This window comes from Streptomyces sp. 1222.5 (genome assembly GCF_900105245.1).
Lineage (GTDB): Bacteria > Actinomycetota > Actinomycetes > Streptomycetales > Streptomycetaceae > Streptomyces > Streptomyces albidocamelliae.
Genome location: NZ_FNSZ01000001.1, coordinates 2,522,088 through 2,547,714, shown reverse-complemented (window position 1 = coordinate 2,547,714; position 25,627 = coordinate 2,522,088). Strand labels below are relative to the sequence as shown.

19 protein-coding genes are annotated in these 25,627 nt (G+C 70.3%); 13 read left to right on the top strand and 6 right to left on the bottom strand.

The window, feature by feature from the left end; genetic code table 11:
- The first annotated feature begins 239 nt into the window (after positions 1–239).
- The 3 genes from BLW57_RS11345 to BLW57_RS11335 all read left to right on the top strand — a co-directional run bounded on the left by BLW57_RS11345 (position 240) and on the right by BLW57_RS11335 (position 5,316).
- A complete protein-coding gene (locus BLW57_RS11345; RefSeq protein WP_093474138.1) occupies positions 240–2,270 on the top strand; it encodes an IucA/IucC family protein in 2,031 nt (676 codons plus the stop codon).
- A gap of 79 nt (positions 2,271–2,349) precedes the next feature.
- A complete protein-coding gene (locus BLW57_RS11340) occupies positions 2,350–3,120 on the top strand; it encodes a GNAT family N-acetyltransferase (RefSeq protein ID WP_093474136.1) in 771 nt (256 codons plus the stop codon).
- A gap of 204 nt (positions 3,121–3,324) precedes the next feature.
- A complete protein-coding gene (locus BLW57_RS11335; protein ID WP_093474135.1) occupies positions 3,325–5,316 on the top strand; it encodes an ATP-dependent DNA helicase in 1,992 nt (663 codons plus the stop codon).
- Positions 5,317–5,477: 161 nt separating this feature from the next.
- Here the strand turns inward: BLW57_RS11335 and lexA are convergent, their stop codons facing one another.
- Entirely contained in the window at positions 5,478–6,257 is a 780-nt protein-coding gene (lexA, locus tag BLW57_RS11330) for a transcriptional repressor LexA (RefSeq protein ID WP_093474133.1), read from the bottom strand.
- A gap of 587 nt (positions 6,258–6,844) precedes the next feature.
- On the opposite strand from lexA, the gene nrdR reads away from it, so the two are divergent.
- Together nrdR and BLW57_RS11320 are read left to right on the top strand one after the other, a co-directional pair.
- Positions 6,845–7,393: a transcriptional regulator NrdR gene (gene nrdR, locus BLW57_RS11325; protein WP_093480656.1), complete on the top strand. Its 549-nt coding sequence runs from the start codon at positions 6,845–6,847 to the stop codon at positions 7,391–7,393.
- Between the two features lie 167 nt (positions 7,394–7,560).
- A complete protein-coding gene (locus BLW57_RS11320; RefSeq protein ID WP_093474132.1) occupies positions 7,561–10,455 on the top strand; it encodes a vitamin B12-dependent ribonucleotide reductase in 2,895 nt (964 codons plus the stop codon).
- Between the two features lie 93 nt (positions 10,456–10,548).
- On the opposite strand, the gene BLW57_RS11315 is transcribed toward BLW57_RS11320, so the two are convergent.
- Positions 10,549–11,082, bottom strand: a complete 534-nt coding sequence (locus BLW57_RS11315) for a TerD family protein (RefSeq protein WP_093474130.1) — start codon at positions 11,080–11,082, stop codon at positions 10,549–10,551.
- A 152-nt stretch (positions 11,083–11,234) separates the two neighbouring features.
- On the opposite strand from BLW57_RS11315, the gene BLW57_RS11310 reads away from it, so the two are divergent.
- Entirely contained in the window at positions 11,235–11,840 is a 606-nt protein-coding gene (locus BLW57_RS11310; protein ID WP_093474129.1) for a YdbC family protein, read from the top strand.
- Between the two features lie 152 nt (positions 11,841–11,992).
- On the top strand, positions 11,993–12,652 hold the full coding sequence (locus BLW57_RS11305) for a histidine phosphatase family protein (protein WP_093474127.1): 660 nt from the start codon (positions 11,993–11,995) through the stop codon (positions 12,650–12,652).
- Positions 12,653–12,672: 20 nt separating this feature from the next.
- Here BLW57_RS11305 and BLW57_RS11300 read toward each other — a convergent pair whose 3' ends face one another.
- A complete protein-coding gene (locus tag BLW57_RS11300; protein WP_093474126.1) occupies positions 12,673–13,902 on the bottom strand; it encodes an IS110 family RNA-guided transposase in 1,230 nt (409 codons plus the stop codon).
- Between the two features lie 599 nt (positions 13,903–14,501).
- Here BLW57_RS11300 and BLW57_RS11295 point away from each other — a divergent pair.
- Positions 14,502–15,407, top strand: a complete 906-nt coding sequence (locus BLW57_RS11295) for an ADP-ribosylglycohydrolase family protein (protein WP_093474124.1) — start codon at positions 14,502–14,504, stop codon at positions 15,405–15,407.
- Between the two features lie 373 nt (positions 15,408–15,780).
- Here the strand turns inward: BLW57_RS11295 and BLW57_RS11290 are convergent, their stop codons facing one another.
- On the bottom strand, positions 15,781–17,328 hold the full coding sequence (locus tag BLW57_RS11290) for an MFS transporter (RefSeq protein WP_093474123.1): 1,548 nt from the start codon (positions 17,326–17,328) through the stop codon (positions 15,781–15,783).
- A gap of 193 nt (positions 17,329–17,521) precedes the next feature.
- Here BLW57_RS11290 and BLW57_RS11280 point away from each other — a divergent pair, with 193 nt between their 5' ends.
- The 3 genes from BLW57_RS11280 (at position 17,522) to BLW57_RS11270 (ending at position 19,632) form a co-directional block, all read left to right on the top strand.
- Entirely contained in the window at positions 17,522–18,145 is a 624-nt protein-coding gene (locus tag BLW57_RS11280; RefSeq protein WP_093474121.1) for a TetR/AcrR family transcriptional regulator, read from the top strand.
- An 81-nt stretch (positions 18,146–18,226) separates the two neighbouring features.
- A complete protein-coding gene (locus BLW57_RS11275; protein ID WP_093474120.1) occupies positions 18,227–18,928 on the top strand; it encodes a ribonuclease HII in 702 nt (233 codons plus the stop codon).
- Positions 18,929–18,996: 68 nt separating this feature from the next.
- The gene (locus BLW57_RS11270; protein ID WP_093474118.1) at positions 18,997–19,632 is read left to right on the top strand and encodes a hypothetical protein; all 636 of its coding nucleotides are present in this window, start codon (positions 18,997–18,999) and stop codon (positions 19,630–19,632) included.
- Between the two features lie 426 nt (positions 19,633–20,058).
- On the opposite strand, the gene BLW57_RS11265 is transcribed toward BLW57_RS11270, so the two are convergent.
- Both BLW57_RS11265 and BLW57_RS11260 read right to left on the bottom strand, forming a co-directional pair.
- Positions 20,059–20,679, bottom strand: coding sequence for a hypothetical protein (locus tag BLW57_RS11265; RefSeq protein WP_093474117.1), 621 nt, complete (start codon positions 20,677–20,679; stop codon positions 20,059–20,061).
- 266 nt (positions 20,680–20,945) lie between these two features.
- Complete coding sequence (locus tag BLW57_RS11260) at positions 20,946–23,111, bottom strand: RecQ family ATP-dependent DNA helicase (RefSeq protein ID WP_093474115.1); 2,166 nt, start codon at positions 23,109–23,111, stop codon at positions 20,946–20,948.
- A gap of 142 nt (positions 23,112–23,253) precedes the next feature.
- Here BLW57_RS11260 and BLW57_RS11255 point away from each other — a divergent pair, with 142 nt between their 5' ends.
- Both BLW57_RS11255 and BLW57_RS11250 read left to right on the top strand, forming a co-directional pair.
- Positions 23,254–24,771, top strand: a complete 1,518-nt coding sequence (locus BLW57_RS11255) for a DUF4192 domain-containing protein (protein ID WP_093474114.1) — start codon at positions 23,254–23,256, stop codon at positions 24,769–24,771.
- 96 nt (positions 24,772–24,867) lie between these two features.
- Positions 24,868–25,626 (top strand): NUDIX hydrolase, encoded by a 759-nt coding sequence (locus tag BLW57_RS11250; protein WP_093474112.1) that lies wholly within the window; start codon positions 24,868–24,870, stop codon positions 25,624–25,626.
- Position 25,627: the final 1 nt, after the last annotated feature.

Below are 25,627 nucleotides of genomic sequence, written 5' to 3'. Positions count from 1 at the left end.
GGGCACGGGCCCCGCCCGCGGGGATTGCGCCTCAGCACACCCTCACCCCTCCAGGAACGTCCAGCCCGACACCGAAATCCCGTGACAACTCCGCTGCCGTCCCGCTCACGCCCGCCCGCCGCCGGCCGACGCGGCCCCCGACTCCGCCGTTCCGGCGGTCACCTCTGCCGGGGACGCCGACCGAGCGGACGACAGGTATGGCCCGGCATCGGCACGTCCCCGCATCCCGAGGAGCCGTCATGACCGACACCCCCAACCCGGACGGCCGCTCCGGTGCTCCCGACGAGCAGGGAGACTCCGGCGCCCCGAACTCTCCCGTCCCGCTCGCCGAGTCGGTGCCCCAGCAGAAACGGCGGAGCGTGTCACCGACGCGAGTCACGGAGCCCGGCACCGATCCGCTGGAGGATCCCGATCCCGTCACCGCCGCTCAAGCCGCCGCCGTGGAGAACCTTCTGCGGTGCTGGGTACGCGAGACCGACCTCGCCGCCCCCACGACCGGCGCCCTCCTCGTTCCGCTGCCCGCGAGCGGCGTCTCCCTGACCGTCCCGGTCCGCTACTGGTCCCTCACCGGGTGGCACCGATTCGGACCACCCCGACTCACCGGCGTACCGCCGACCGCCCCTCCCGTCGACGCCGTCACCCTCGCGGCGCTCCTCACCCGGGAGACCTCGTGGGCCTCGGACTCCCCGCCCCCGGGTTCGAGCGCCTCGACGGCGGCGGCATCCTCTCCCGTGACGCTTCCCTCCGCGGCCGCGGCAGGCCGGCCATCCCCGCCCGGCCCCTCCGCGGGGGGCCACGGAGACGGTGGCGACCTCGTGGCCAGGGTGGCCGACTCCCTCCACCGCACCGCGACCTTCCTCAGCGACCGGCGTGCACGCCCCGCCGACACCCCCGATCTCTTCCTCGGCGCCGAGCAGGCCCTCCTCCTCGGACACCCCCTGCACCCGACCCCCAAGAGCCGGGAAGGCCTGACCGAGGCCGAAGCCCGCCGCTACTCACCCGAACTACGCGGCTCCTTCCCCCTGCACTGGATGGCCGTCGCCCCCTCGCTGCTCGCCACCGACTCGGCCTGGACCGAGCGCGGCCGTCCCGTCTGCGCCGGCCACCTCACGCGACGCCTCGCCGGCACCGCCCTGCCGCTGCCCGACGGCTACGCCGCCCTGCCCCTGCACCCGTGGCAGGCGCGCGAGGCACGGCACGACGCACGCGTCGCGGCACTGCTCGACGCCGGACTGCTCCACGACCTCGGGGCCATCGGCCTCGCCTGGCACCCCACCTCCTCCGTGCGAACCGTCCACCGGACCGGGGCGTCCGCCATGCTCAAACTGTCGCTGGGCCTGCGCATCACCAACTCCCGGCGCGAGAACCTCCGCAAGGAGCTGCACCGCGGAGTCGAGGTGCACCGGCTGCTCCGCACGGGCCTGCTCAAGCAGTGGCAGGCCGTACACCCCGGCTTCGACATCGTCCGCGACCCGGCCTGGCTCGCCGTCGACGACCGGGACGGACGGCCCGTACCCGGACTCGACGCGCTGCTCAGGCACAATCCGTTCGCCCCGACCGACGACGTCGCCTGCGTGGCAGGACTCGTCTCGCCCCGGCCGCACCCCGAGCCGGACACCGACTCGCCGTTGCCTCACACCGCCGTAACCATGCGGTCCCGGCTCGCCCTGCTCATGGCCCGGCTTGCCGCACGCACCGGGCGCCCCGTCGGAGCCGTCGCGGCGGAGTGGTTCCTGCGCTACCTGGAACAAGTCGTCCGCCCCGTGCTCTGGCTGGACAGCGAGGCCGGCATCGCCCTCGAGGCCCACCAGCAGAACACCCTGGTCCTGCTGGACCGCGACGGCTGGCCCGCAGGCGGCCGCTACCGCGACAACCAGGGGTACTACTTCCGCGAGTCCCGGCGAGCCGAACTGGCCGCCCGGCTGCCCGGCATCGGCGAACACAGCGACACCTTCGTCACCGACGAGGTCACCGACGAACGCTTCGTCTACTACCTCGCCGTCAACAACGTGCTGGGACTGATCGGCGCCTTCGGCTCACAGCATCTCGCCGACGAGCGTCTGCTGCTCGCGGCCTTCCGCCGCTTCCTCACCGACCTCCTCTCGGGCCCCGGCGCACGGCGCACCTCCCTGCCCGGTCTCCTGCTCGACTCACCTGTCCTGCGCTGCAAGGCCAACCTGCTCACCCGGCTGCACGGCCTCGACGAACTCGTCGGCCCGGTCGACACCCAGTCCGTCTACGTGACCATCGCCAACCCCCTTCAGTCCTGAGCCGCGCCCACCGCCGAACCGCCCCGCTTCCCGCACTTCCGAGGACCATGACCCACTCCATCTCCTGAGAGGAGCGCCCGTGCCTCCCACCGACGCGAACGCCGACCGGGGATCCGCCCCCGCCGACCCGGGCCGCACCGGCCCCCGAGCCGCATCCACCCGCACCAGGGCCGCCGTGTTCAGCCGGTTCGCCGTCGAGGACGACGACGCGGACAGCGAGGACACCCTGGACCTGCATCTCCCCTCCGAGTTCGTCGCTCTCTTCACCGCCGGAACGCCCGGCCTCCTCGACCGGCTCCACACCTGGGGGCCGGCCGACACCCCCGTCGGCTCCTTCCATCTGGTGCCCGTGCGCGTCGAACGCGACCTGCCGCTGATCCACGGCTGGATGAACGACCCGGCCGTCGCTCACTTCTGGGACCTGGCCGGACCCCGGAAGCGGATCGAGGACCACCTGCGGACCCAGCTCGACGGCGACGGACGCAGCGTGCCGTGTCTGGGTGCGCTGGACGGCACCCCGATGAGCTACTGGGAGATCTACCGGGCGGACCTCGATCCGCTGGCCCGTCGCTATCCGGCCCGACCGCACGACACCGGGGTACACCTCCTCGTCGGCAGCGCCGAGGACCGCGGGCGGGGGCTGGGGTCCACCCTGCTCAGGGCCGTGGCCGACCTCATCCTCGACCGGCGCCCCGCGTGCGCACGTGTCGTGGCGGAACCCGATCTCCGCAACACCCCCTCCATCGCCGCGTTCCTGAGCGCCGGCTTCCGGTACGCGGCCGAGGTCGACCTGCCCGACAAACGGGCCGCCCTCATGGTCCGCGACCGGAATCTGCGCGGTGTGCTGTAGCGCCGTGTGATGACGCACGCACCTGCGGTGCGGCGGCCCGCTCGCCACTCCGTACGGTCCGCTCGTCCCGTTCCGCCAGTTCCACTCGCTCGCCCCGTTCCCGCCGCCCCACCCGTCCCCTCCCAGGAGCCCGGCCGTGATCCCGCCCCCTCTCCTCACCGTGCTCGCCCGTTTGTCAGTGCCGGGCCGTAGGGTGGTCGGGCTATGACGAAGCCCTCACTCCCCGAACTCCTCCATGCCGCCGTCACCGCCGTCGGCGGCACGGAGCGCCCCGGCCAGGTGACCATGGCCGAAGCGGTCGCCGAGGTGATCGACGACGGATCCCATCTCCTGGTGCAGGCCGGCACCGGCACCGGTAAGTCGCTGGGCTACCTCGTGCCCGCGCTCGCGCACGGAGAAAGAGTGATCGTCGCGACCGCCACCCTCGCCCTGCAGCGCCAGCTGGTGGAGCGGGACCTGCCACGCACGGTCGACGCGCTCCACCCCCTGCTGCGCCGTCGCCCGGACTTCGCCATGCTCAAGGGCCGGTCGAACTACCTGTGCCTGCACCGCCTCCACGAGGGCATGCCGCAGGACGAGGAAGAGGGTCTCTTCGACCAGTTCGAGGCCGCCGCGCCCACCAGCAAGCTCGGCCAGGACCTGCTGCGGCTGCGGGACTGGGCGGACGAGACCGAGAGCGGTGACCGGGACGACCTCACCCCGGGCGTCTCGGACCGGGCCTGGGCCCAGGTGTCGGTGTCGTCGCGGGAGTGCCTCGGGGCGTCGAAGTGCGCGTACGGCGCCGAGTGCTTCGCGGAGACGGCCCGGGAGCGCGCCAAGCTCGCCGAGGTCGTGGTCACCAACCATGCCCTGCTCGCCATCGACGCCATCGAGGGCGCCCCGGTGCTGCCCCAGCACGAGGTGCTGATCGTCGACGAGGCGCACGAACTCGTCTCCCGTGTCACGGGCGTCGCCACGGGCGAACTCACCCCCGGTCAGGTCAACCGGGCCGTGCGCCGTGCCGCCAAGCTCGTCAACGAGAAGGCCGCCGACCAGCTCCAGACCGCCGCGGAGGGCTTCGAGCGGCTGATGGAACTAGCGCTGCCGGGCCGGCTCGAGGAGATCCCGGAGGATCTCGGCTATGCGCTGATGGCGTTGCGCGATGCCGCTCGTACGGTGATCTCCGCGATCGGTGCGACGCGCGACAAGTCGGTCCAGGACGAGGACGCGGTCCGCAAGCAGGCGCTGGCCTCGGTGGAGTCGGTGCACGACGTGGCGGAACGAGTCGTGAACGGCTCGGAGTGGGACGTCGTCTGGTACGAGCGCCACGACCGCTTCGGTGCCTCCCTGCGGGTCGCACCCATGTCGGTCTCGGGGCTGCTGAGGGAGAAGCTGTTCGCTGACCGCAGCGTCGTCCTCACGTCGGCGACCCTCAAGCTGGGCGGTGACTTCAACGGCGTGGGTGCCTCCCTGGGGCTCGGCCCGGAGGGGACGGAGGGCGAGGACCTGCCGCAGTGGAAGGGCGTCGACGTCGGCTCCCCCTTCGACTACCGCAAGCAGGGCATCCTGTACGTCGCCAAGCATCTGGCGCGCCCCGCACGAGACGGCGAGCGCGGCGACATGCTCGACGAGCTGACCGAGCTGATCCAGGCGGCGGGCGGCCGCACTCTGGGGCTGTTCTCGTCCATGCGGGCCGCCCAGCTCGCGGCGGAGGAGCTGCGCTCCCGGATTCCCGAGTTCCCGATCCTGCTGCAGGGCGAGGAGACGCTCGGCGAGCTGATCAAGAACTTCGCGGCCGATCCGAAGACCTGTCTCTTCGGCACGCTGTCGTTGTGGCAGGGTGTCGACGTCCCGGGGCCCAGCTGCCAACTGGTCGTCATGGACAAGATCCCGTTCCCGCGCCCCGACGACCCGCTGATGAGCGCGCGCCAGAAGGCGGTGGAGGACGCGGGGGGCAACGGCTTCATGGCGGTGGCCGCCACGCACGCGGCCCTGCTGATGGCCCAGGGTGCCGGCCGTCTCGTACGCGCGTCCGGGGACCGGGGTGTGGTCGCCGTACTGGATCAGCGCCTTGCCACCGCGCGGTACGGCAGCTATCTGAAGGCGTCACTGCCGGACTTCTGGTTCACCACGGACCGTAACCAGGTCCGCAAGTCGCTGTCCGCGATCGACGCGGCGGCCAAGGCGTCCGAAGCGGAGCAGATGGCTGCCCAGTGATCGAAAGGTGGCCTGACCGGAAGACGGTCAGGCCACCTCTTGCACGACCGCCCGGTAGAGGCTCGGTGTGCGGTGCGCCGAAAAACGTGGGCCCCGGAACCGGCGCAGGGGTTCCGGGGCCCGGTCAGGGAGCAGGCCGACAGGCCCGTCCGCCGCAGCGGTCACACACGCCGCAGCACGGCGACGACCTTGCCGAGGATGGTCGCGTCGTCGCCCGGGATCGGCTCGTAGGCCGCGTTGTGCGGGAGGAGCCAGACATGGCCGTCCTCGCGCTTGAAGCGCTTCACGGTGGCCTCGCCGTCGAGCATGGCCGCGACGATGTCGCCGTTCTCGGCGACGGGCTGGCGGCGGACGGTGACCCAGTCGCCGTCGCAGATCGCGGCCTCGATCATGGAGTCGCCGACGACCTTGAGGACGAACAGCTCGCCGTCACCGACGAGCTGGCGGGGGAGGGGGAAGACGTCCTCGACGGACTCCTCCGCGAGGATGGGGCCACCGGCGGCGATACGGCCGACCAGGGGGACGTAGGACGCGGCGGGCTTGCCGGCGGTGTCCGTGGGCTGCACCGTCACGGCCTGGTCCGAGCCGCGCACCTCGTAGGCGCGCGGGCGGTGCGGGTCGCGGCGCAGGAAGCCCTTGCGCTCCAGTGCCATCAGCTGGTGTGCGACCGAGGACGTGCTGGAGAGGCCTACGGCCTGGCCGATCTCACGCATCGACGGCGGGTATCCCCGTCGCTGGACGGAGTCGCGGATGACCTCGATCACCCGGCGTTGCCGGTCGGTGAGTCCTGAGCTGTCGGCCCGGATGCCTGGAGGTCGGCCCGGCAGGGAGCGCTTGTGTCCCTCGGGATTCGTGGCTTCGTTCATCGCGTGTACCGGCTCGACTCGGCCCTGGGGGCGGTCCTGGGCAGTGATGGTGGCACTGTCTGCGGTGGTGGTCACGTCGGCCCCTCTCGATGGTCTCCCTGCTGGACAACGGTAGTTGCTTTCGAAAGGTTGCGCCAAACACACGTTCGAGTGAAAAAGTGAGGTTCACCTGACGCGATCACGTGCCTGGGTGTATGGCTAACGCGGTACCCGACGGGTAGAAGCGCCCATTGTTGTACTGTTCACCGCCGGGATCCCGGCCTCGTGAGCCGTGCCCCAGTCTGCCATCCGGAACCTCGTCGACCGGGACCCGGGCCCGTTCTGTGCCGGAGTCCCACGCGTCCTCCGTGCGGCGCCCACGGTATCTCCGTAAGCACCACAGAGATACGGTGCTGCGTCCGCGTGTTCGGGTGAGTCGCCGGCGGGTACCCGCGACCAGGGCCGGACGCGTGCGCGTGGCCGGCTCCCCTCCCACGACACGCGAGTCTGCCTCTGTGTATGAGCCAAGCCCCACATCTAGTGGTTGGATGGCTACAGCAGCCCACAAGTTGTGGTCCCCCGGGTCTGAGAAGGCTCCGCGATCGCCTATGCTTAGGGCTGCTTCGCGGGGCCCATGGGGTCTGACGAGGCTTTTGAGTCTGCTGTGAGGAGGGTTGGAGATCATGCACTGTCCCTTCTGCAGGCACCCCGACAGCCGTGTGGTCGACAGTCGTACGACCGACGACGGCACGTCGATCCGCAGGCGCCGCCAGTGCCCCGACTGCTCCCGTCGTTTCACGACCGTGGAGACGTGCTCGCTCATGGTGGTGAAGCGGTCCGGAGTCACCGAGCCCTTCAGTCGCACCAAGGTCATCAACGGCGTGCGCAAGGCATGCCAGGGACGGCCTGTCACCGAGGACGCACTCGCCCAGCTCGGCCAGCGGGTCGAGGAGGCGGTGCGGGCCACCGGAAGCGCCGAGCTGACCACCCACGACGTGGGTCTGGCCATACTCGGCCCGTTGCAGGAACTCGACCTCGTCGCATATCTGCGATTCGCCTCGGTCTATCGGGCGTTCGACTCGCTCGACGACTTCGAGGCCGCCATCGCGGAGCTGAGGGAGGCGACGCGGGACCCCGCCGCGGACGGCGACGCGCGGGCGGGGAGCCAGGAAGACGATCGCGGGCGCGGCGGGACGACTCACGTCCCCGTGCCCGCCGACGCCGCCGACTGACCGGCGGGCCGGAAGCCGGGAGGAGACCCGGGTTCCGGCCGGAAGGCGGCGACCCAAGACCTGTTGCGGGCGGCAGCTGAGGATGCCCGCGACACAAGACAGAACACCGTGCCACGGGAACAAACGGGGCACTTCAGGGCGTTTTTTGCCCGTATAAGGGAGGCGGCATGACAGAGACGGCGAGCGGTCCGGCACGAGGTTCCCGAGCCAAGGGCACCAAGGCCACGAAGGGCCTGCGTATCGAGCGCATCCACACCACCCCCGGCGTGCACCCGTACGACGAGGTGGCCTGGGAGCGCCGTGACGTCGTCATGACCAACTGGCGCGACGGCTCGGTCAACTTCGAGCAGCGTGGCGTCGAGTTCCCCGACTTCTGGTCGGTGAACGCGGTCAACATCGTCACCAGCAAGTACTTCCGGGGTGCCGTGGGCACCCCGCAGCGCGAGGTCAGCCTCAGGCAGCTGATCGACCGCATCGTGAAGACGTACCGGAAGGCCGGCGAGGACTTCAAGTACTTCGCGTCGCCCGCCGACGCCGAGATCTTCGAGCACGAGCTGGCGTACGCCCTCCTGCACCAGATCTTCAGCTTCAACAGCCCCGTCTGGTTCAACGTGGGCACCCCGCAGCCCCAGCAGGTCTCCGCCTGCTTCATCCTGTCCGTCGACGACTCCATGGAGTCGATCCTCGACTGGTACAAGGAAGAGGGCATGATCTTCAAGGGCGGCTCCGGCGCCGGCCTGAACCTCTCCCGCATCCGCTCCTCCAAGGAGCTGCTCTCCTCCGGCGGCAACGCCTCCGGCCCCGTCTCCTTCATGCGTGGCGCCGACGCCTCCGCCGGCACCATCAAGTCCGGTGGCGCCACCCGCCGTGCCGCCAAGATGGTCGTGCTCGACGTCGACCACCCCGACATCGAGGACTTCATCCAGACGAAGGTCAGCGAGGAGGAGAAGATCCGCGTCCTGCGCGACGCGGGCTTCGACATGGACCTGGGCGGCGACGACATCACGTCCGTCCAGTACCAGAACGCCAACAACTCGGTCCGCGTGAACGACGAGTTCATGACCGCGGTCGAGAAGGGCACCGACTTCGGTCTGCGTGCCCGCATGACCGGTGAGGTCATCGAGGAGGTCGACGCCAAGGCGCTCTTCCGCAAGATCGCCGAGGCCGCGTGGGCCTGCGCCGACCCGGGCATCCAGTACGACGACACCATCAACAACTGGCACACCTGCCCCGAGTCCGGCCGGATCACCGCGTCGAACCCGTGCAGCGAGTACATGCACCTGGACAACACGTCCTGCAACCTGGCCTCGCTGAACCTGATGAAGTTCCTCAAGGACGACGGCAAGGGCAGCCAGTCCTTCGAGACCGAGCGTTTCCAGAAGGTCGTCGAGCTGGTCATCACCGCGATGGACATCTCGATCTGCTTCGCGGACTTCCCGACCCAGAAGATCGGCGAGAACACGCGCGCGTTCCGCCAGCTCGGCATCGGCTACGCCAACCTCGGCGCCCTGCTGATGGCGACCGGCCACGCGTACGACTCCGACGGCGGCCGTGCCCTCGCCGGCGCCATCACCTCCCTGATGACGGGTACGGCCTACCGCCGCTCCGCCGAACTGGCCTCGGTCGTCGGCCCGTACGACGGCTACGCCCGCAACGCCGACGCCCACAAGCGCGTCATGAAGCAGCACTCCGACGCCAACGGCACGGCCGTCCGCATGGACGACCTGGACACCCCGGTGTGGGCCGCCGCCACGGAGGCCTGGCAGGACGTGCTGCACCTCGGTGAGAAGAACGGTTTCCGTAACTCCCAGGCGTCCGTGCTCGCCCCGACCGGCACCATCGGTCTCGCGATGTCCTGCGACACCACCGGTGTCGAGCCCGACCTCGCCCTGGTGAAGTTCAAGAAGCTCGTCGGCGGCGGCTCGATGCAGATCGTCAACGGCACCGTCCCGCAGGCCCTGCGCCGCCTGGGCTACCAGGAGGAGCAGATCGAGGCGATCGTCGCCCACATCGCCGAGAACGGCAATGTGATCGACGCCCCCGGTCTCAAGCCGGCGCACTACGAGGTGTTCGACTGCGCCATGGGCGAGCGCGCCATCTCCCCGATGGGTCACGTCCGCATGATGGCCGCGATCCAGCCCTGGATCTCCGGTGCCATCTCCAAGACGGTCAACATGCCGGAGACGGCGACCGTCGAGGAGGTCGAGGAGATCTACTACGAGGCCTGGAAGCTCGGCGTCAAGGCGCTCGCGATCTACCGCGACAACTGCAAGGTCGGCCAGCCGCTCTCCGCCAAGAAGAAGGAGGACGAGAAGGCCGAGATCACCGAGAAGGCCGAGGACACGATCCGTGCCGCGGTCGAGAAGGTGGTCGAGTACCGCCCGGTCCGCAAGCGCCTCCCGAAGGGCCGCCCCGGTATCACCACGTCCTTCACGGTCGGCGGTGCCGAGGGCTACATGACCGCCAACTCCTACCCGGACGACGGACTCGGCGAGGTCTTCCTGAAGATGTCCAAGCAGGGCTCCACCCTGGCGGGCATGATGGACGCCTTCTCCATCGCCGTCTCGGTCGGTCTGCAGTACGGCGTGCCGCTGGAGACGTACGTCTCGAAGTTCACCAACATGCGCTTCGAGCCGGCCGGCATGACGGACGACCCGGACGTGCGGATGGCGCAGTCGATCGTCGACTACATCTTCCGCCGCCTGGCGCTGGACTTCCTGCCCTTCGAGACCCGTTCCGCGCTCGGCATCCACTCCGCCGAGGAGCGCCAGCGTCACCTGGAGACCGGCTCCTACGAGCCGGCCGACGACGAGATCGACGTCGAGGGCCTGGCCCAGTCGGCGCCGCGCGCCCAGGAGCTGAAGGCGGTCGCCGTGCCGAAGGCCGAGGCCGAGGTGGCCAAGCCCGCTCCGAAGCAGGCGCACACCAGCGCCGAGCTGGTGGAGATGCAGCTGGGCATCCAGGCGGACGCTCCGCTCTGCTTCTCCTGCGGTACGAAGATGCAGCGGGCCGGTTCCTGCTACATCTGCGAGGGCTGCGGCTCGACCAGCGGCTGCAGCTGACGACTGACGGACCTCCGTAGGGGGTCCTGAAGCAAGGGGCGCCGGCACGTGCCGGCGCCCCTTGCTTCTGTGCGGGTGCGTGCCGGGCGGTTCTCAGGAACGGTGTGACCTGCCCATGACCCGGCTGAAGCCCGCGGGGTCCTCGTCGAAGCCGTGGACCCCGCCGTGGAACGTCCACTCGCCCGATCCGTCCCGGACGAACTCGGCGATCACCGCCGCCGTGGCATCCGGGACCGAGCCGAAGTCGTCCTCGGCGAGGACGGTGTAGCCCTCGCGGATCCGCATGGCCGGACCCAGGACGTCGGCGAACGTCCGGTGCGCGAGCTGCTGCTGGATGACGACGCCGACCACCACGCGCGCGAAGCGGTCGCCGAGGCGGTCGAGTTCGAGCGTCATGGCCTCGTCCCAGCCGAAGCCCTTGCCGTCCTTGCTGTCCCGGTCGAGGTAGATGGTGCCGTCCGGCGAGCGGCTGTCGAAGTGCACCAGATAGGCCGGAGTGCCGTACGCGTCGCCCGACTCGAAGGTCCCGGCGACGATGTCGAGATCGGTGGGCGGCTGACCCGTCGGACTGGGGTCCCACTTGAGCGCGACCTCGATCTTGCGGATTCCCTTGCTGAAGCCGGTCACCGGGCGTTCCTTCCCCCCTGAAGATCTTCTCCTCCCAACTCCCGCGGAGTCAGGGCATCTTGTCCATCGTGCCATGCGCGCGGGTGCGTATGCGCGGGCGATCTCGGCCGGAGCGTGACCGGCGCCACGTCCGCTGGCCTTACGATGGCGCGGTGCTGGTCAAGTGGATTCGCTGCACCGTGGTGGACCGCCGCGGCTTCGAGCGCGGGCAGCGGAAATGGGCGGGGCTTCTGGGGGAGCCGGGTTTTCGGGGACAGGGCGGAGGCTGGAGCCGGCAGCGGCAGGGCGTGGCGCACATCTTCGCCTTCTGGGAAAGCCGTGCCTTCTACGACTCCTTCATGGCCCGCTCCCACGACCGCCTGGCGTCCGCCCAGTCCGGCTCGTTCACGGATCCGCAGGTCAAGCTGTTCGAGTACCGCTTCGATGTGAAGACGGGCTTCGAGCCGCGGTTCACCGACGCCGATCTGATCCGGGTGGCCCTGTGCCGGGTGAACGAAGAGCGGGTCGAGCACTTCACGCTCATGCAGGAGAAGGTCTGGAATCCCGCGATGGCCGGTTCGCCGGGCATGATCCGCGGCATGTTCGCCGAGGCGCCCGCACAGGAGTTCATGATCCTGTCGATGTGGCGGTCGGCGGCCGAGCACGGCAAGTACCGCACCGAGCGGGTGGAGCGCCTGGCCCTGCGCGCCCAGACGGAGGCGGACATAGCGGCGCTGTCGGGTGACATCGTGGAGCTGGAACCGTCCTGGACGGTCTGAGTGCGAGGGGAGAAGGTCCGGAAGACAAATGCACTGTCCGGGTCGCCGTAGCACTGCCCTGTGACGGCCTCGGACGAGAAAATCGTGTGATCTGCGCCGTACGGGGCCGGTACGAGTGCATGACTCCCTCCCACTCGATCTAGGGTTTTGGCATGGCACGACCACGGCGCATCGTCCTTGTCCGGCACGGCGAGTCAACCGGCAACATTGACGACTCCGTGTACGAACGCGAACCCGACCACGCGCTCGCGCTGACCGAGCGCGGCCGGCGACAGGCCGAGGAGACCGGAAAGGCGCTCCGGGAAATCTTCGGCCAGGAGCGCGTGAGCGTGTACGTCTCTCCGTACCGCCGTACGCACGACACGCTCGATGCCTTCCACCTGGACCCCGACCGCATACGGGTGCGTGAGGAACCCAGGCTGCGTGAGCAGGACTGGGGCAACTGGCAGGACCGCGACGACGTACGCCTCCAGAAGGCCTACCGCGACGCCTACGGCCACTTCTTCTTCCGGTTCCCGCAGGGGGAGTCCGGCGCCGACGTGTACGACCGGGTCGGAGGCTTCCTGGAGAGCCTCTTCCGCAGCTTCGAGGACCCGGACCATCCGCCCAACGTCCTCCTGGTGACCCACGGGCTCGCTATGCGGCTGTTCTGCATGCGCTGGTTCCACTGGACGGTGGCGGAATTCGAGTCCCTGTCGAATCCCGGGAACGCCGAGATGCGGATGCTCGTTCTCGGGGAGGACGGCAGGTACACACTCGACAGGCCCTTCGAGCGCTGGCGGGAGCCGGTGCCGTACTGGGTCACCGGATAGACACCTCATGAAGCTAAGAGTCAAGCGGCGGTGGCGAGCTGGGTGGGGAAGGCTGTTTGTTCATCGAACAGCTCGTGTTCCTGCAGGCAGCGGTAGAGCTGGCCGATCATGCGGTTGAAGAGGTTGCGCAGGGCGGCCGCGTGCCAGTCTCCGTGGATGTCGCGTCGGCGCCGGTAGTGGGCCTTGGCCCCGGGGGATCCGTTGGGGGCCGCGAAGGCCCACAGATAGCCGGCGTGGTTGAGACGGTCGTTCTTCACCCTCCGCCGGATGATGCTCGACTTCTTGCCGGAGGCCCTGGTGATGGGCGAGGAGCCAGCGTAGGCCTTAAGGCCGCGGGCGTCGGCGAACCGCTTTCGGTCGTCGCCGATCTCGGCCAGCACCCGGGCGCCGAGCTGGACGCCGAGTCCGGGGAAGCTGAGGATGACTTCAGCGTCCGGGTGCTGAGGGAAAGCTTCCTCCACCGCCGTGGCGAGGTCGTCGGCGGCGGTGCAGGCGGCTTCCAGCTGGCCCAGGAGGGCGAGCATCTGCTTGCCGAGCGCGTCCTCGACCAGCGGCGGCTGGTGGGCCCACTCGGCGCGGAAGACCTCGCGGATCCGGTCGGCCTCGGCCTCGATGCCACGTTTGCGGCCGGCCCGCTTGAGTGCGGCCTGGATCTGCGTTCGGCTCAGCCGCTCGGCGCGGGAGGGCGTGGGGGCGAGCCTGAGCAGTTCGCGTGCCTCGGGACGGCAGAGGCCGTTCTGCCAGGTGGCGAAGGCGTCCAGGGCGGATGGGTAGTACTCGCGCAGCAGGGACCGGAGCTGGTTGGAGTGCTGCTGCCGGTTCCAGGTGGCGTCCTGCTGAGCGCGGGCCAGGACGGCGATGGCGCGGGCAAGGTCGCTGTCCTGCGGCAGGGGCCGGTGGGCGTGCATGTCGGTGCGGAGGATGTTCGCCAGGACCAGGGCGTCGCCGGGGTCGGACTTCTTGCGGGAGACAGAGTGGCGGTCGCGGTAGCGCGCGGCGGCCATCGGGTTGATCGCGAAGACCTGGCGCTTCCCGGTCCGCAGGACGGCGACCAGCAAGCCGCGGGACGTCTCGATCGCGATCGGGACCGGGGCTTCTTCCGTATCGCCGTGCTCGGCGAGCAGGTCCAGGAGCAGCTGGTAGCCGGCAGCATCGTCGGTGATACGGCGCTTGGCGAGTAACTGCCCGGTGTCGTCGACCAACGCGACGTCGTGGTGGCGTTCGGCCCAGTCGATACCGCAGTAGATCAAGTTGTTCCCTCCCCATAGTGCGGGTGTTTGCGCTGGTCACGAGCGCATGCGGGCCACGCAGCGACCTAATTCCAGGACTCAGCCGCCAGGGACTGGTCCGACACCTCATCAGCCGTGTTCGTGGCACCAGCTCACCCCACGGGCCTCGGTCTACTCGGGAGCTCGGGCTCGCGTCTATCAAGAGGTCACCGTGCGGAGGGCTCGCACCACCAACTCCAACGAGTGATCATGCGGATAGTGGTTGACGGGCTGCGGGTGCCTCATGGCGCCGCTCTGGCATAAGGCACCTGGTGCCTGGTAGTTGCAAGGCGTCCCTACGACACCCGCAGGCCCGACAACCCTCTGCGGTGGTGGCGGCCGCGAAGACGCCGAGCGCCGCCGTTCTCTGGGGAGGCCTCGTATCGACCAAGTCGTACGAAGACGTCCGCTCGGCGTCCACGCGACCGCCACCACCGCAAGCACCAGGCCATGCACCTGTCTATCCGGAGGCTTTCATCAGCCGGAGTGGCAGAAGATGTCGCGGTCCCAGTACTCGAACAGACCCAGCCGCATCACCTGTGGTGCTGGATCCGTCAGCAACGAATTAGAGTGGCAGTGCGATGACCGCTGACTCCTCTTCTCTCGGGCGCCTCGAGCGCGCTCTGGCGAGCCTGCGCGGACTGGCCGTGGGGGACGCCCTGGGCTCCCAGTACTTCGTTCCGGCGAACTACCCCCTGCTGAAGCGCCGCGAGCTGCCGGCGGGCCCCTGGCAGTGGACGGACGACACGGAGATGGCCTGCTCCGTGGTCGCCGTCCTCGCCGCCCACCAGCGCGTCGACCAGGACGCGCTGGCCCGCTCCTTCGCCGAGCACCACGACTTCGACCGGGGATACGGCCCTGCCGTCAACCGGCTGCTGCGCCTCGTCCGGGAGGGCGAGGACTGGCGCGAGCTGGCCGCCGCGCTGTTCAACGGCCAGGGGTCCTGGGGCAACGGCGCGGCGATGCGCATCGCCCCGCTGGGCGCCTGGTACGCGGACGATCCGGAGCAGGCGACCCACCAGGCCGAGATCTCGGCCTACCCCACGCACCAGCACCGGGAGGCCGTGGTCGGCGCCATGGCCGTCGCCGCGGCCGCCGCGCTGGCCGGCTCGCCGGACGGGCCGCCCACGCCCGACGCACTGCTCGACGGTGTCATCGCTCTGGTGCCCAAGAGCGCGGTCGGCCAGGGCCTCCGCCGTGCTCGGGACATGCTCGACTACGCCGACGCGGGTACGGTCGCGGCGGTCCTGGGGTGCGGCCGGCGCACGACCGCCCACGACACGGTTCCTTTCGCTCTCTGGTCCGCCGCGCGGAGCCTCGGTGACTTCGAGAAGGCGTTCTGGACGACCGCCCAGGTGGGCGGGGACGTGGACACCACCTGCGCGATCATGGGCGGGGTGCTCGCCTCCGGGAAGGCGGGGACGCCGCCCACGGAGTGGGTGGAGCGGACCGAGGCGCTGCCGGACTGGGTGCCTGCGGGGTTCTGACGCTTCCTGCGCCGGATCGCCTGTCCGCGGGGCCGGGCCGAGGACGGGACTCGGCTGACTCGGCTGTCCATGTCGTGCTGTGTGAACTCTCCGTGCTCGGTGGGAACTCTCTGTGACTGCCGCCCGTTCCTCCGGTACACGCCGCATGTCCGGTCGTCCGGTGTCGATGGTGGCGAGGCGACGGGTGCGGTGTGGCGAGGACCGGAGAGGGTGTGCGATGGCTTGCGGTGAGTGGTCGACGCTGGTCCTGCTCCCCATGCTGGCAGTGGCTCTGCTGTGGTCGTGGTTCCTCGGGGTGCGGCCGGCCGGACCGCCGTACGTGCCGGCTGTTCCTTCGCGGCTGTCCGTCCGGCCGCGTGCGGCGGGGGGTGGGTCAGCCGATCCCCGGGCCCGCTACGCCGGCGAGGGAGTCGAGATCGCTCTTACGGACCTTGATCACCAGCCAGGCCGTGAGGAACGCCAGCACGGCCATCGCCGCGGCCGGGACGAAGGCGGTCGATATGCCGTGGGCGAGGACCTCGTGGCCCCAGGGCGCGGGCAACTGGTGCGTCCTGGCGAACTGCGCCTGCTGCTCGGGCGAGCCCTCGGTGAGGAACCGGGGCACCTGCTTCTTCGTCTCGTCCTTGGCGGCCGAGCCGAAGACGGTCGTCAGGATCGACAGTCCGAGCGAACCACCCACCTGCTGCATGGCGTTGAGCAGCCCGGAGGCCGCGCCCGCTTCGTGCTGGGCGACACCGGAGACCGCGGTGACGGTGACCGTCACGAAGATCAGGCCCATGCCGAAACCGAAGACGAGCATCGGGCCCAGCACGCCGTCGAGGTAGGAACTGTCGGGCCGGATGAAGGACTGCCAGACCAGCCCGACCGTCACGAGCGCCGAGCCGGCCATCATGAAGGGCTTCGGGCCGAGTGCCGGCAGGAATCGCTGGGAGAGGCCCGCGCCGACGGCGATCGCCACCGTCACGGGGAGGAAGGCCAGCCCGGCCTTGACGGCGCTGTAACCCAGCACGTTCTGCACGAACAGCACGATGTAGAAGAACATGCCGAACATCGCCGCAGCCAGGCTCAGCATGATCACGTACGTGCCCCAGCGGTTGCGGTCGGTGAACATCCTGAGCGGAGTGATCGGCTCTTTCGCCCGCATCTCGGTGAAGACGAAGGCGAACAGCAGCAGCACGGCCGCGCCGAAAGAACCGAGCGTGAGATCGTCCCGCCAGCCTTCCTCGGATGCGCGGATGAAGCCGTAGACGAGCAGCGCCATGCCTGCCGTCGAGGTCAGTGCCCCCGTGATGTCGAAGCGTCCCGGGTGCCGTTCGGACTCGGTGATGTACAGCGGTGCGAGCGACGCGATGAGCACGCCGATGGGCACGTTGACGAAGAGCACCCACCGCCAGTCGAGCCAGTCGGTGAGCATTCCGCCCGCGAGCAGACCGATGGCCCCGCCGCCCGCGGACACGGCCGCGAAGACGCCGAAGGCCCTGTTGCGTTCGGGGCCTTCGGGGAAGGTGGTGGTGATCAGCGCGAGAGAGGTGGGCGACGCGATCGCGCCTCCCACGCCCTGCAGGGCTCGTGCGGCCAGCAACTGCCAGGGTTCCTGGGCCAGGCCGCCCAGCAGCGAGGCGAACGTGAACAGCAGGATGCCGGTCATGAACACCCGGCGTCGGCCGAGGATGTCACCGGCTCGCGCACCGAGCAGCAGCAGACCGCCGAAGGTGAGCGTGTAGGCGCTGACCACCCAAGTGAGGTCGGTCGTGCTGAACTTGAGCGCGCCTTGAATGTGCGGGAGTGCGATGTTCACAATCGTCGCGTCGAGTACCACCATGAGTTGGCAAGCCGCGATGACGGTGAGTGCGATGCCAGGATGCCCCTCCCGGCGGGCCACGCCCGGTTTCTGGTCCTTGAGCAGCTGAGAGGTCGTCACTATGGGTCCCCCATACAGGCTTTAGTGAACGCTCGCGTGCACTATCGCGTCCACGGTAGTGAGTCCCCGCTAGTGAACGCAAGCGTTCACTTAAGTTCGTGCGCCCCGCATCGCGTCCCCCTCTGCTGCCGCGCGGCGCCCGATCCGATCCCCGTAACCCCCCCCGCTCCCCATGCATGCTGGAGAAACACAGATGGTTACCTCGCGCTGGGCGGCCGAACCCGCCAGGGCGTCTTCACCTCGCAGGCGCGGCGCGGTACTGGAGCGCGCGATCCTGGACGCCGCCCTGGAGCAGCTCGGCGAGGTCGGCTGGAAGGGCCTGACCATGGAGGGTGTCGCGGCCGGCGCCCAGACCGGCAAGGCGGCCGTCTACCGCCGGTGGCCCTCCAAGGAGGACCTCGTCGCGGACGCCCTGCAGAGCGGCCTGCCTCGGGTCGAGGCGGCCCCGGACCTCGGCAGCGTCCGCGAAGATCTCCTCACCCTGTGCCTCCAGGTGCGGCAGATCATGTTCTCGGCTCCCGGTGCCGCGCTGCGCGCGGTCATTCACGAGTGCGATCAAATGCAGGCGGAGCGCTTTCAGGACGTGATCGTCGGAGGCGTGGTGGAGCCTACCGTCAGGCTGCTCCGCGAAGTCGTCGTCCGCGGAATAGGGCGAGGAGAGGTGCGTCCGGACGCGGCCAACGGCTATGTCTTCGACGCTATCCCGGCCATGATGATGTACCGCTCCAAGGTGTGCGCGAGCGAATGGAGCGACCGGGAGCTCGAGGAGATGATCGACCAGCTGATGCTCCCGCTGCTGCGTCCGCACGGGTGCTGACCGGTCTCGCCGACGATCTTGGCCGCTATCGGGCGACCGGGGTGTCGCGGGCCGATCCCGGCGGCGTACGCTAAGGGCGCCATGCCGTACGAACCGCCTACCCACACCGTCGAGCGCTCCCTGCGCGCCACGACCGGAGCGAAGGTCATTGCCGGTGTTGACGAGGTGGGTCGCGGTGCCTGGGCCGGCCCTGTCACCGTCTGCGCCGCGATCACCGGACTGCGCCGGGCTCCCGACGGCCTGACCGACTCCAAGCTCCTGACGGTCAGGCGCCGTACGGAACTGGCCGAGATACTGCAGACGTGGGTGACGGCCTATGCCCTCGGGCATGCTTCCCACGACGAGATCGACAGCCTGGGGATGACTGCCGCGCTGCGACTTGCGGCGGTCCGCGCCCTGGAGGCCCTGCCGGCTCGTCCTGACGCCGTGATCCTCGACGGAAAGCACGATTACCTCGGTGCTCCCTGGCAGGTCCGCACGGTGATCAAGGGCGACCGGTCGTGCGTGGCCGTCGCGGCGGCGTCGGTGATCGCGAAGGTTCAGCGCGACAAAATGATGGCCGAACTGGGTATCGACCATGCAGACTTCGGATTTGCGGACAACGCCGGGTATCCGTCGCCCGTGCACAAGGCCGCACTCGAGGAGCGGGGGCCCACCCCGTACCACCGCTTGTCATGGGCGTATCTTGATGCGCTGCCCCAGTGGCGGCACCTCAAGAAGGCCCGTAGCTGGGCGGATGGAAGCGTTCCGGAAATCGAGGGCCAGCTCGGCTTCGATTTCTGACGGTTCCGCTCGCACTGATGTGCCACCCGGTCGTCCGTGCCGCACCAACGTTTGATAAATATCAGCTCATGCCTCTCATTCCCGAGGAGCCTCAGATTCACGAGAGTGCCCAGGGTCCCCGCGTCGCTCCGGCCAGTGGCCGTACCGCGCCGACCCCTCGCCCCGTACCCGGCCCCCGCCCCGCGGCGCCGCCCCGCCCCGGTCGTCCCGGCCCCTTGCGGCCCGCGGCGCCGGCGCAGCGCACGCCGCGTGACGTGGCGGCTCCGGTCAAGCCGAGCCCGTCCGGCCCGGCCGCTACCGCCGCACCCGCGGCGACTCCCCAGATCCAGCTGATCCCGGCTTCCGCGGAGGGCGCGCTCGACGCGGCCGAAGAAGCGGTGGACCTTCTCCTGGACTCGGGCCGTGCCCCCGGCGACGTGCTCGTGATCACCACTGGTGCCCGGCACCCGTGGGCCGATCACGAGCTGTCCTTCGGCGAAACCTCCTACTGGGCGCAGCACGACGCCGGTGATGACGTCTTCTACACGGACGCCACCATCGCCTCCCGTGCCGCGTCCCGCCCCGTGGTCGTCGTGGCTGTCAACGGGGGCCCCGCTGACGCCGCTGCCACCGCCCTTCCGTTGGCCCACTCCCGGGCCGGTGCGCTGTTGATCGTCTGCGGCGACCCGCAGCAGATCAACTCGGTGCTCGGCGCCGGCGTCTGAGCCGCGTCCGGCACCGCGGGGCACCGGGGTGGCGTAGGGAGCCGCGTCGTCGGTATCCGCACGGTGCGGCTTTCGGCATGCCCTGATGGCGGGCGGCCGCCCCGGTCGGGGCGGCTCTCCGGCAGCTCAGGGTGGGGCAGCGGGGTCGGGCGGATCGGCCCGACCGGCCGCGCCACCGTCCGTCGGGGCCGTGACGCGTACGCGGCGGTCCATGCAAGCCGACGGCATTGGCCGGTGGCTGCTCGGCCGGTGGGCGTGTTCGGCTGACCTGAAGACGATCTCCAGGACGTTGGATGCTGAACGGACCCTGTCGCCCGGGACTCGTCGGAGTCGTCGTAGCGACTGCCCTGGTGCGTGAGCTGTAAGCCCTGGGCGGTCGGCGGGCGCTGACAGTTCTGTGGATGTCCCGCCCCGAAGCCCCGCAGCTCAGCGGGCCGCGGCGCGGCGCAGGACCTCTGAGACCGGACCGCCGGTACGTGGCGCGAGCGGCGGGACCTCCGACATGGCGAAGGGCTCCGGTGCGGAGTGGGCGTTGGGCCGGCGTCCGCCGCGTCCTTCGCCGAGCACCTGCCAGCCGTCCTGTGTCAGGGTGATGTACGCCCCGCAGCGCAGCCCGTGCAGCGTGCAGGCGTCGCGCAGCCCCCACATCCAGGCGCCGTCCTCCTCGGTCCAACGCGCGTCGCCGTCGCGGCAGTAGAGCAGTACGGCCGTGCGCACGGGCGAGCGGCGCCGCAGGTCGTGCGGAATGACGCGGCGCAGCTGGGACAGGAGCGCGTTGCGGAACATCCAGCCGTCGGCGGGCGCCGGGCGGCGTATGAACGAGGCGCTGGCGCACAGCCGTTCGTCCGGATCGAGTACGGCCACGATCGCCGTGCCCGGCTTCGGGTGATGGCGGGCGTGCAGCCCACTGACGACCTCACGGGGGTTGCGCAGCAGCGGGATTCCGGCGGCAGCCCACTCGGCGAGCTCGAGCAGGCGACTGGCGGAAGCAGCAGATGCGGACGTCGACAACGAGGCCGCCGAGGACGAGGCGAATCCGAAGGTCACGTTCCTCCCTTCGGCTACGCGCCCACACTGCGGGCAGGGTCGGATTCGGGGGAGCGCGCACCGCAGCGAAGCCCAACCGGAGCACGGGGGAGCCGTGCGGGAGCGGATCTCAATTCTTCCTGTCGAACTGGGATGCGGCAACGAGCAATTGGCGCCACCGCCTGTTATCGGGCGGTGCGGGGTTTATATCCCTACCCACAGCGTCGGCCCGTGACGCCTTGGGCCTTCGGCCTGATCACGCTCGGCTGCCGGCGGTGGCCGAGCCGTCACCCCTGGACTGCGAGGACCAGCGGCAACACTCCTGTCGCGCCCGACCTTCTGAGCAGGCGTGCCGCGACCGCGAGGGTCCATCCCGTCTCCGTGAAGTCGTCGACCAGGAGGACGGGACCCGGAGCGTCGGCGAGCGACGACGCCAGAGACGGCGGAACCGTCAGCGCACCGTCGAGAGCCTTGAGCCGCTGAGCGCTGTTGCTGCGCGGCATCCGCGGCGCGTCTCCGAGGTACTCGATGGAACCGAGCAGGGGAAGACGGCCGATCTCGGCGATGCGGGAGCCAAGGGAGTGGATCAGCTGCGGCCGGGTGCGCGAGGCGATGGTGACCACACCTGCCGGACGGGTCTGTGCCTCGGGCGCCCCCGGCGCCCAGCCGCCGGGCCCTCTGGCCCAGTCGGCGAGCACGTCGACCACGGCTCGCGCCACATCGTCCGGGACCGGTGCGTCCGGCGCCTGGGGAGCGAAGAGGGGACGCAGCCTGTTGCCCCAGCCGATGTCCGACAATCGCCCCAGAGCCCGTCCCGAGGATGCCTGCTCACCTGCTGGGATACGCCCCTTGAGGGAGATACCCACGGCCGACAGACCGGTCGGCCACATACGGCGAGGTTCCACCTCGACCCCGGCACGGCCCAGATCGCTCCGCGCGGCGTCGAGCGCGGCCGTGGACATGTCCGCGGTGAAGCGCGGTCCCGCGCAGTTGTCGCAACGGCCGCACGGCTTGGCACCCTCGTCGTCCAACTGCCGCTGCAGGAACTCCATCCGGCACTCGTCGGTGGACGCGTACGAACGCATCGCCTGCTGCTCGGCCGTACGCTGCCGGGCGACCCAGTCGTAGCGCTCGGCGTCGTACGACCACGGCTGCCCGGTCGCGACCCAGCCGCCCTTGACCCGATGCACCGCGCCGTCCACGTCGAGGACCTTCAGCATGGTCTCCAGCCGAGAGCGGCGCAGCTCCACCAGGGGCTCGAGTGCCGGCAGCGACAGTGGCTTGCCCGCCTGCGAGAGGACGTCGAGCGTGCGGCGGACGAGATCCTCGGAGGGGAACGCCAGGGAGGCGAAGTACTCCCAGATCGCCTCGTCCTCCCTGCCCGGCAGCAGCAGCACCTCGGCGTGTTCGACGCCACGGCCGGCCCGCCCCACCTGCTGGTAGTAGGCGATGGGGGAGGAGGGCGACCCCAGGTGGATCACGAAGCCGAGGTCGGGTTTGTCGAAACCCATGCCGAGCGCGGAGGTGGCGACCAGGGCCTTGACCCGGTTGGCGATCAGATCGTCCTCGGCCTGCTGCCGTTCGGCGTTCTCCGTCTTGCCCGTGTACGACGCCACGACGTGCCCACGCTGTCGCAGGAAGGCCGTGACCTCCTCGGCGGCGGCGACGGTGAGGGTGTAGACGATCCCGGATCCCGGCAGGTCGTCGAGATGGTCGGCCAGCCAGGCCATGCGGTGCGCGGCGTCCGGCAGCCGCAGCACGCCGAGGCTGAGGCTCTCCCGGTCCAGCGGTCCGCGCAGCACCAGGGCGTCCGACGTGCCACCGGTGCCCAGCTGCTCGGCGACGTCCGCCGTGACCCGTGCGTTCGCCGTGGCCGTGGTGGCGAGTACGGGGACGCCGGGCGGGAGGTCACCGAGCATGGTGCGCAGCCGCCTGTAGTCAGGACGGAAGTCGTGGCCCCAGTCGGAGATGCAGTGGGCCTCGTCGACGACGAGCAGGCCGGTCGCGGCAGACAGCTTCGGCAGGACCTGGTCGCGGAAGTCGGGATTGTTCAGGCGCTCCGGGCTCACGAGCAGGACGTCCACCTCGCCCGCGGCGATCTCGCCCTGGACGGCTTCCCATTCCTCGGTGTTGGCGGAGTTGATGGTCCGGGCGTGAATGCCGGCCCGGGCCGCGGCCTCCACCTGGTTGCGCATCAGTGCGAGCAGCGGCGACACGATCACCGTGGGCCCGCTTCCGCTCGCCCGCAGCAGAGAGGTCGCCACGAAGTACACGGCGGACTTGCCCCATCCCGTGCGCTGCACGACCAGGGCCCGGCGCCGGTCGGCGACCAGCGCCTCGATCGCCCGCCACTGGTCCTCGCGCAGCCGGGCCGCGCCCGTGTCGTCCCCGACGAGCCGGGCGAGGACGGTGTCGGCCTGTGCCCGGAGGTCCGTGTTGCTCGTGTGCTCCATGCGTTCCATACAACAGGACGGGACCGACAAGCGGGGGGCCGCGGCCCGTGACTGTGGACGACGCCGATCACCTTGTCGTGTCCCTGATTCGACTTATCCACAGAATCAACCGGAATATCCACTTCCGCGAGATCGTCTGCGCATGGCGAATCACAGCGAAACGACCGGACCCTTCGACGGCAGCGACATCCCGGGGCGCGAGCCCTCGGGGGCAGCGTCCGCGCACGAGACGCAGGTGACCCTGCGTACCCCGGCGGAGCTGGCAGACGCACTGCCCTACCTGCTCGGCTACCGCCCCGAGGACAGCATGGTGCTGGTGGCCCTCCACGACCGCGAGGGGCGGGGCAGGTTCGGCGGCCGGGCCCGGCTGGGCATCCCGGCCGCCGAGGAGGACTGGCAGGCGGCCGCCCGACAACTCGCCCGCGGCCTCGTCATCGGCAGCGAGCGACGCGGAGCCCGGCCCGAGCAGATGGTGGCCTACGTCTGTCAGGAACCGGCTCCCGGTGAATCCGGTCTGGACGTCAAACGGCGGCTCGAAGGGCTGGCCCATCGGCTGCGCACCGAGTGCGGAGACCTCGATGTGCCGGTCATCGAAGCGCTGTGCATCTCCGACGGACGCTTCTGGAGCTACTGCTGTCCGACCAAGGGCTGCTGCCCCGAGGACGGCTCGCCGATGGGCCTCCCCGGCACCTCCGTACTCGCCGCCGCGGCCACCTACGCCGGCATCCAGGTCCGCGGCACCCTGAGGGAACTGCGGGCGAGGCTCCAGCCCTGGGAGACCACCGCCGCCCTGGAGCAGGAGATCGCTCTCGACGCGGCCGGCATGTCCCTGGTGCCTCGCATTCTGGACGAGGCGAGCCGTGCGGCCGTCGCCGACGAGACCCTCGCCCTCGCCGAGCGGATCATCCGCCGCTTCGCCGCCGCGGCGCCCGTCACCGGCGCGCATCCGGCCGACCTGCGCGACGACGACCTGGTCGGATACGACGAGGCGGCGACGCTCGTCCTCGGGCTCCAGGACCGGACGACACGCGATCGGGCGGCCGCATGGATGGAGGGCGACGAGGCCGGGCCGGCTCTCCGGCTCTGGCGCACCCTGGCCCGCCGCTGCGTCGGCCCCTACGGCGAGCACGCCGCCGCACCGCTGACCCTTGCCGGCTGGGTCGCGTGGTCGGTGGGGGACGAACTGGAGGCCCGGGAGGCGCTGGCCATGGCGCTCGGCGCGGATCCCGACTACCTCTTCGCCCGGCTGCTGCACCAAGCCTGCAACGAGGGACTCGACCCGGAGGCCGTTCGCCGCTGCCTCCGCGGCCAAGGCGCGGAACGACACGCGGAACGACCGGGGTGTACGCCGGCGGAACCCTCCGAGCACCCGGGGTCGGATACGACAGAGTCGGCTCGGCCCGCACCTGCGCGAATCGTCCCCCCGGCCCCGCGTGCGGTCGCTCATCCGGCGGAGGAGCCGGGAGCGACGCAAAGTGCGCGGACGGGTACGCGACGACGCCGCCGAGTGCGGTCGGCTGACGGCGGCGACGGCCCGCGCACGGCTGGGGCGGCGAATGGACGGCGTCGGCCGACCGGCTCCGGTCCGGCTCCGCGGCAGTCGGCCACCGAAACCTCACGTCCCGGCAGTCGCGGCGCGGGCGCGGAGGGACAACGGTGAGAAGGAGAGGAACGGATAACGGAACGAAGCGGACCCACCAGTGACGCAGCCCAGGAAGGGAGTGTTTATCGTCAGGCAGACGACTATGATCGCCGCATGCCCTACGACCCGTCAGCGTTTCCGCCCTTCGCCGTCACCGTGGACCTGGTCGTGCTGACCGTGCGCCGCCATGCCCTGTGCGCGCTGGCGGTACGCAGGGGCGAGCCCCCCTTCCAGGGGCGCTGGGCGCTGCCCGGCGGCTTCGTACGGGACGACGAGAACCTCTCCCAGGCGGCGGCGCGCGAGCTGGCCGAGGAGACCGGGCTGCACGCACACGATCCCTCCGTCCCGGCCCAGGACAACGGAGCCCACCTCGAACAGCTCGCCACCTACGGCGACCCCAAGCGGGACCCGCGCATGCGGGTGGTCAGTGTCGCGCACCTCGCACTCGCGCCCGACCTGCCGGCGCCGCGCGCGGGTGGAGACGCCAGCAACGCGCGCTGGGCACCCGTCGAGGAACTGCTGCAGCAGGGCGGTTACGGCCGCGACGGAGAGCCGGTGGCGCCGCTCGCGTTCGACCATCACCAGATCCTCGCCGACGGGGTGGAGCGGGCCAGGTCCAAGATCGAGTACTCGTCGCTGGCCACGGCGTTCTGCCCGCCCGAATTCACCGTCGGAGAGCTGCGCCGGGTGTACGAGGCGGTCTGGGGTGTGGCCCTCGACCCGCGCAACTTCCACCGCAAGGTCACCGGCACCCCTGGCTTCCTGGTTCCCACGGGAGGTACGACCACCCGCCAGGGCGGCCGCCCGGCGCAGCTCTTCCGCGCCGGCGGAGCCACCCTGCTCAACCCGCCGATGCTGCGGCCCGAGGTCTGAG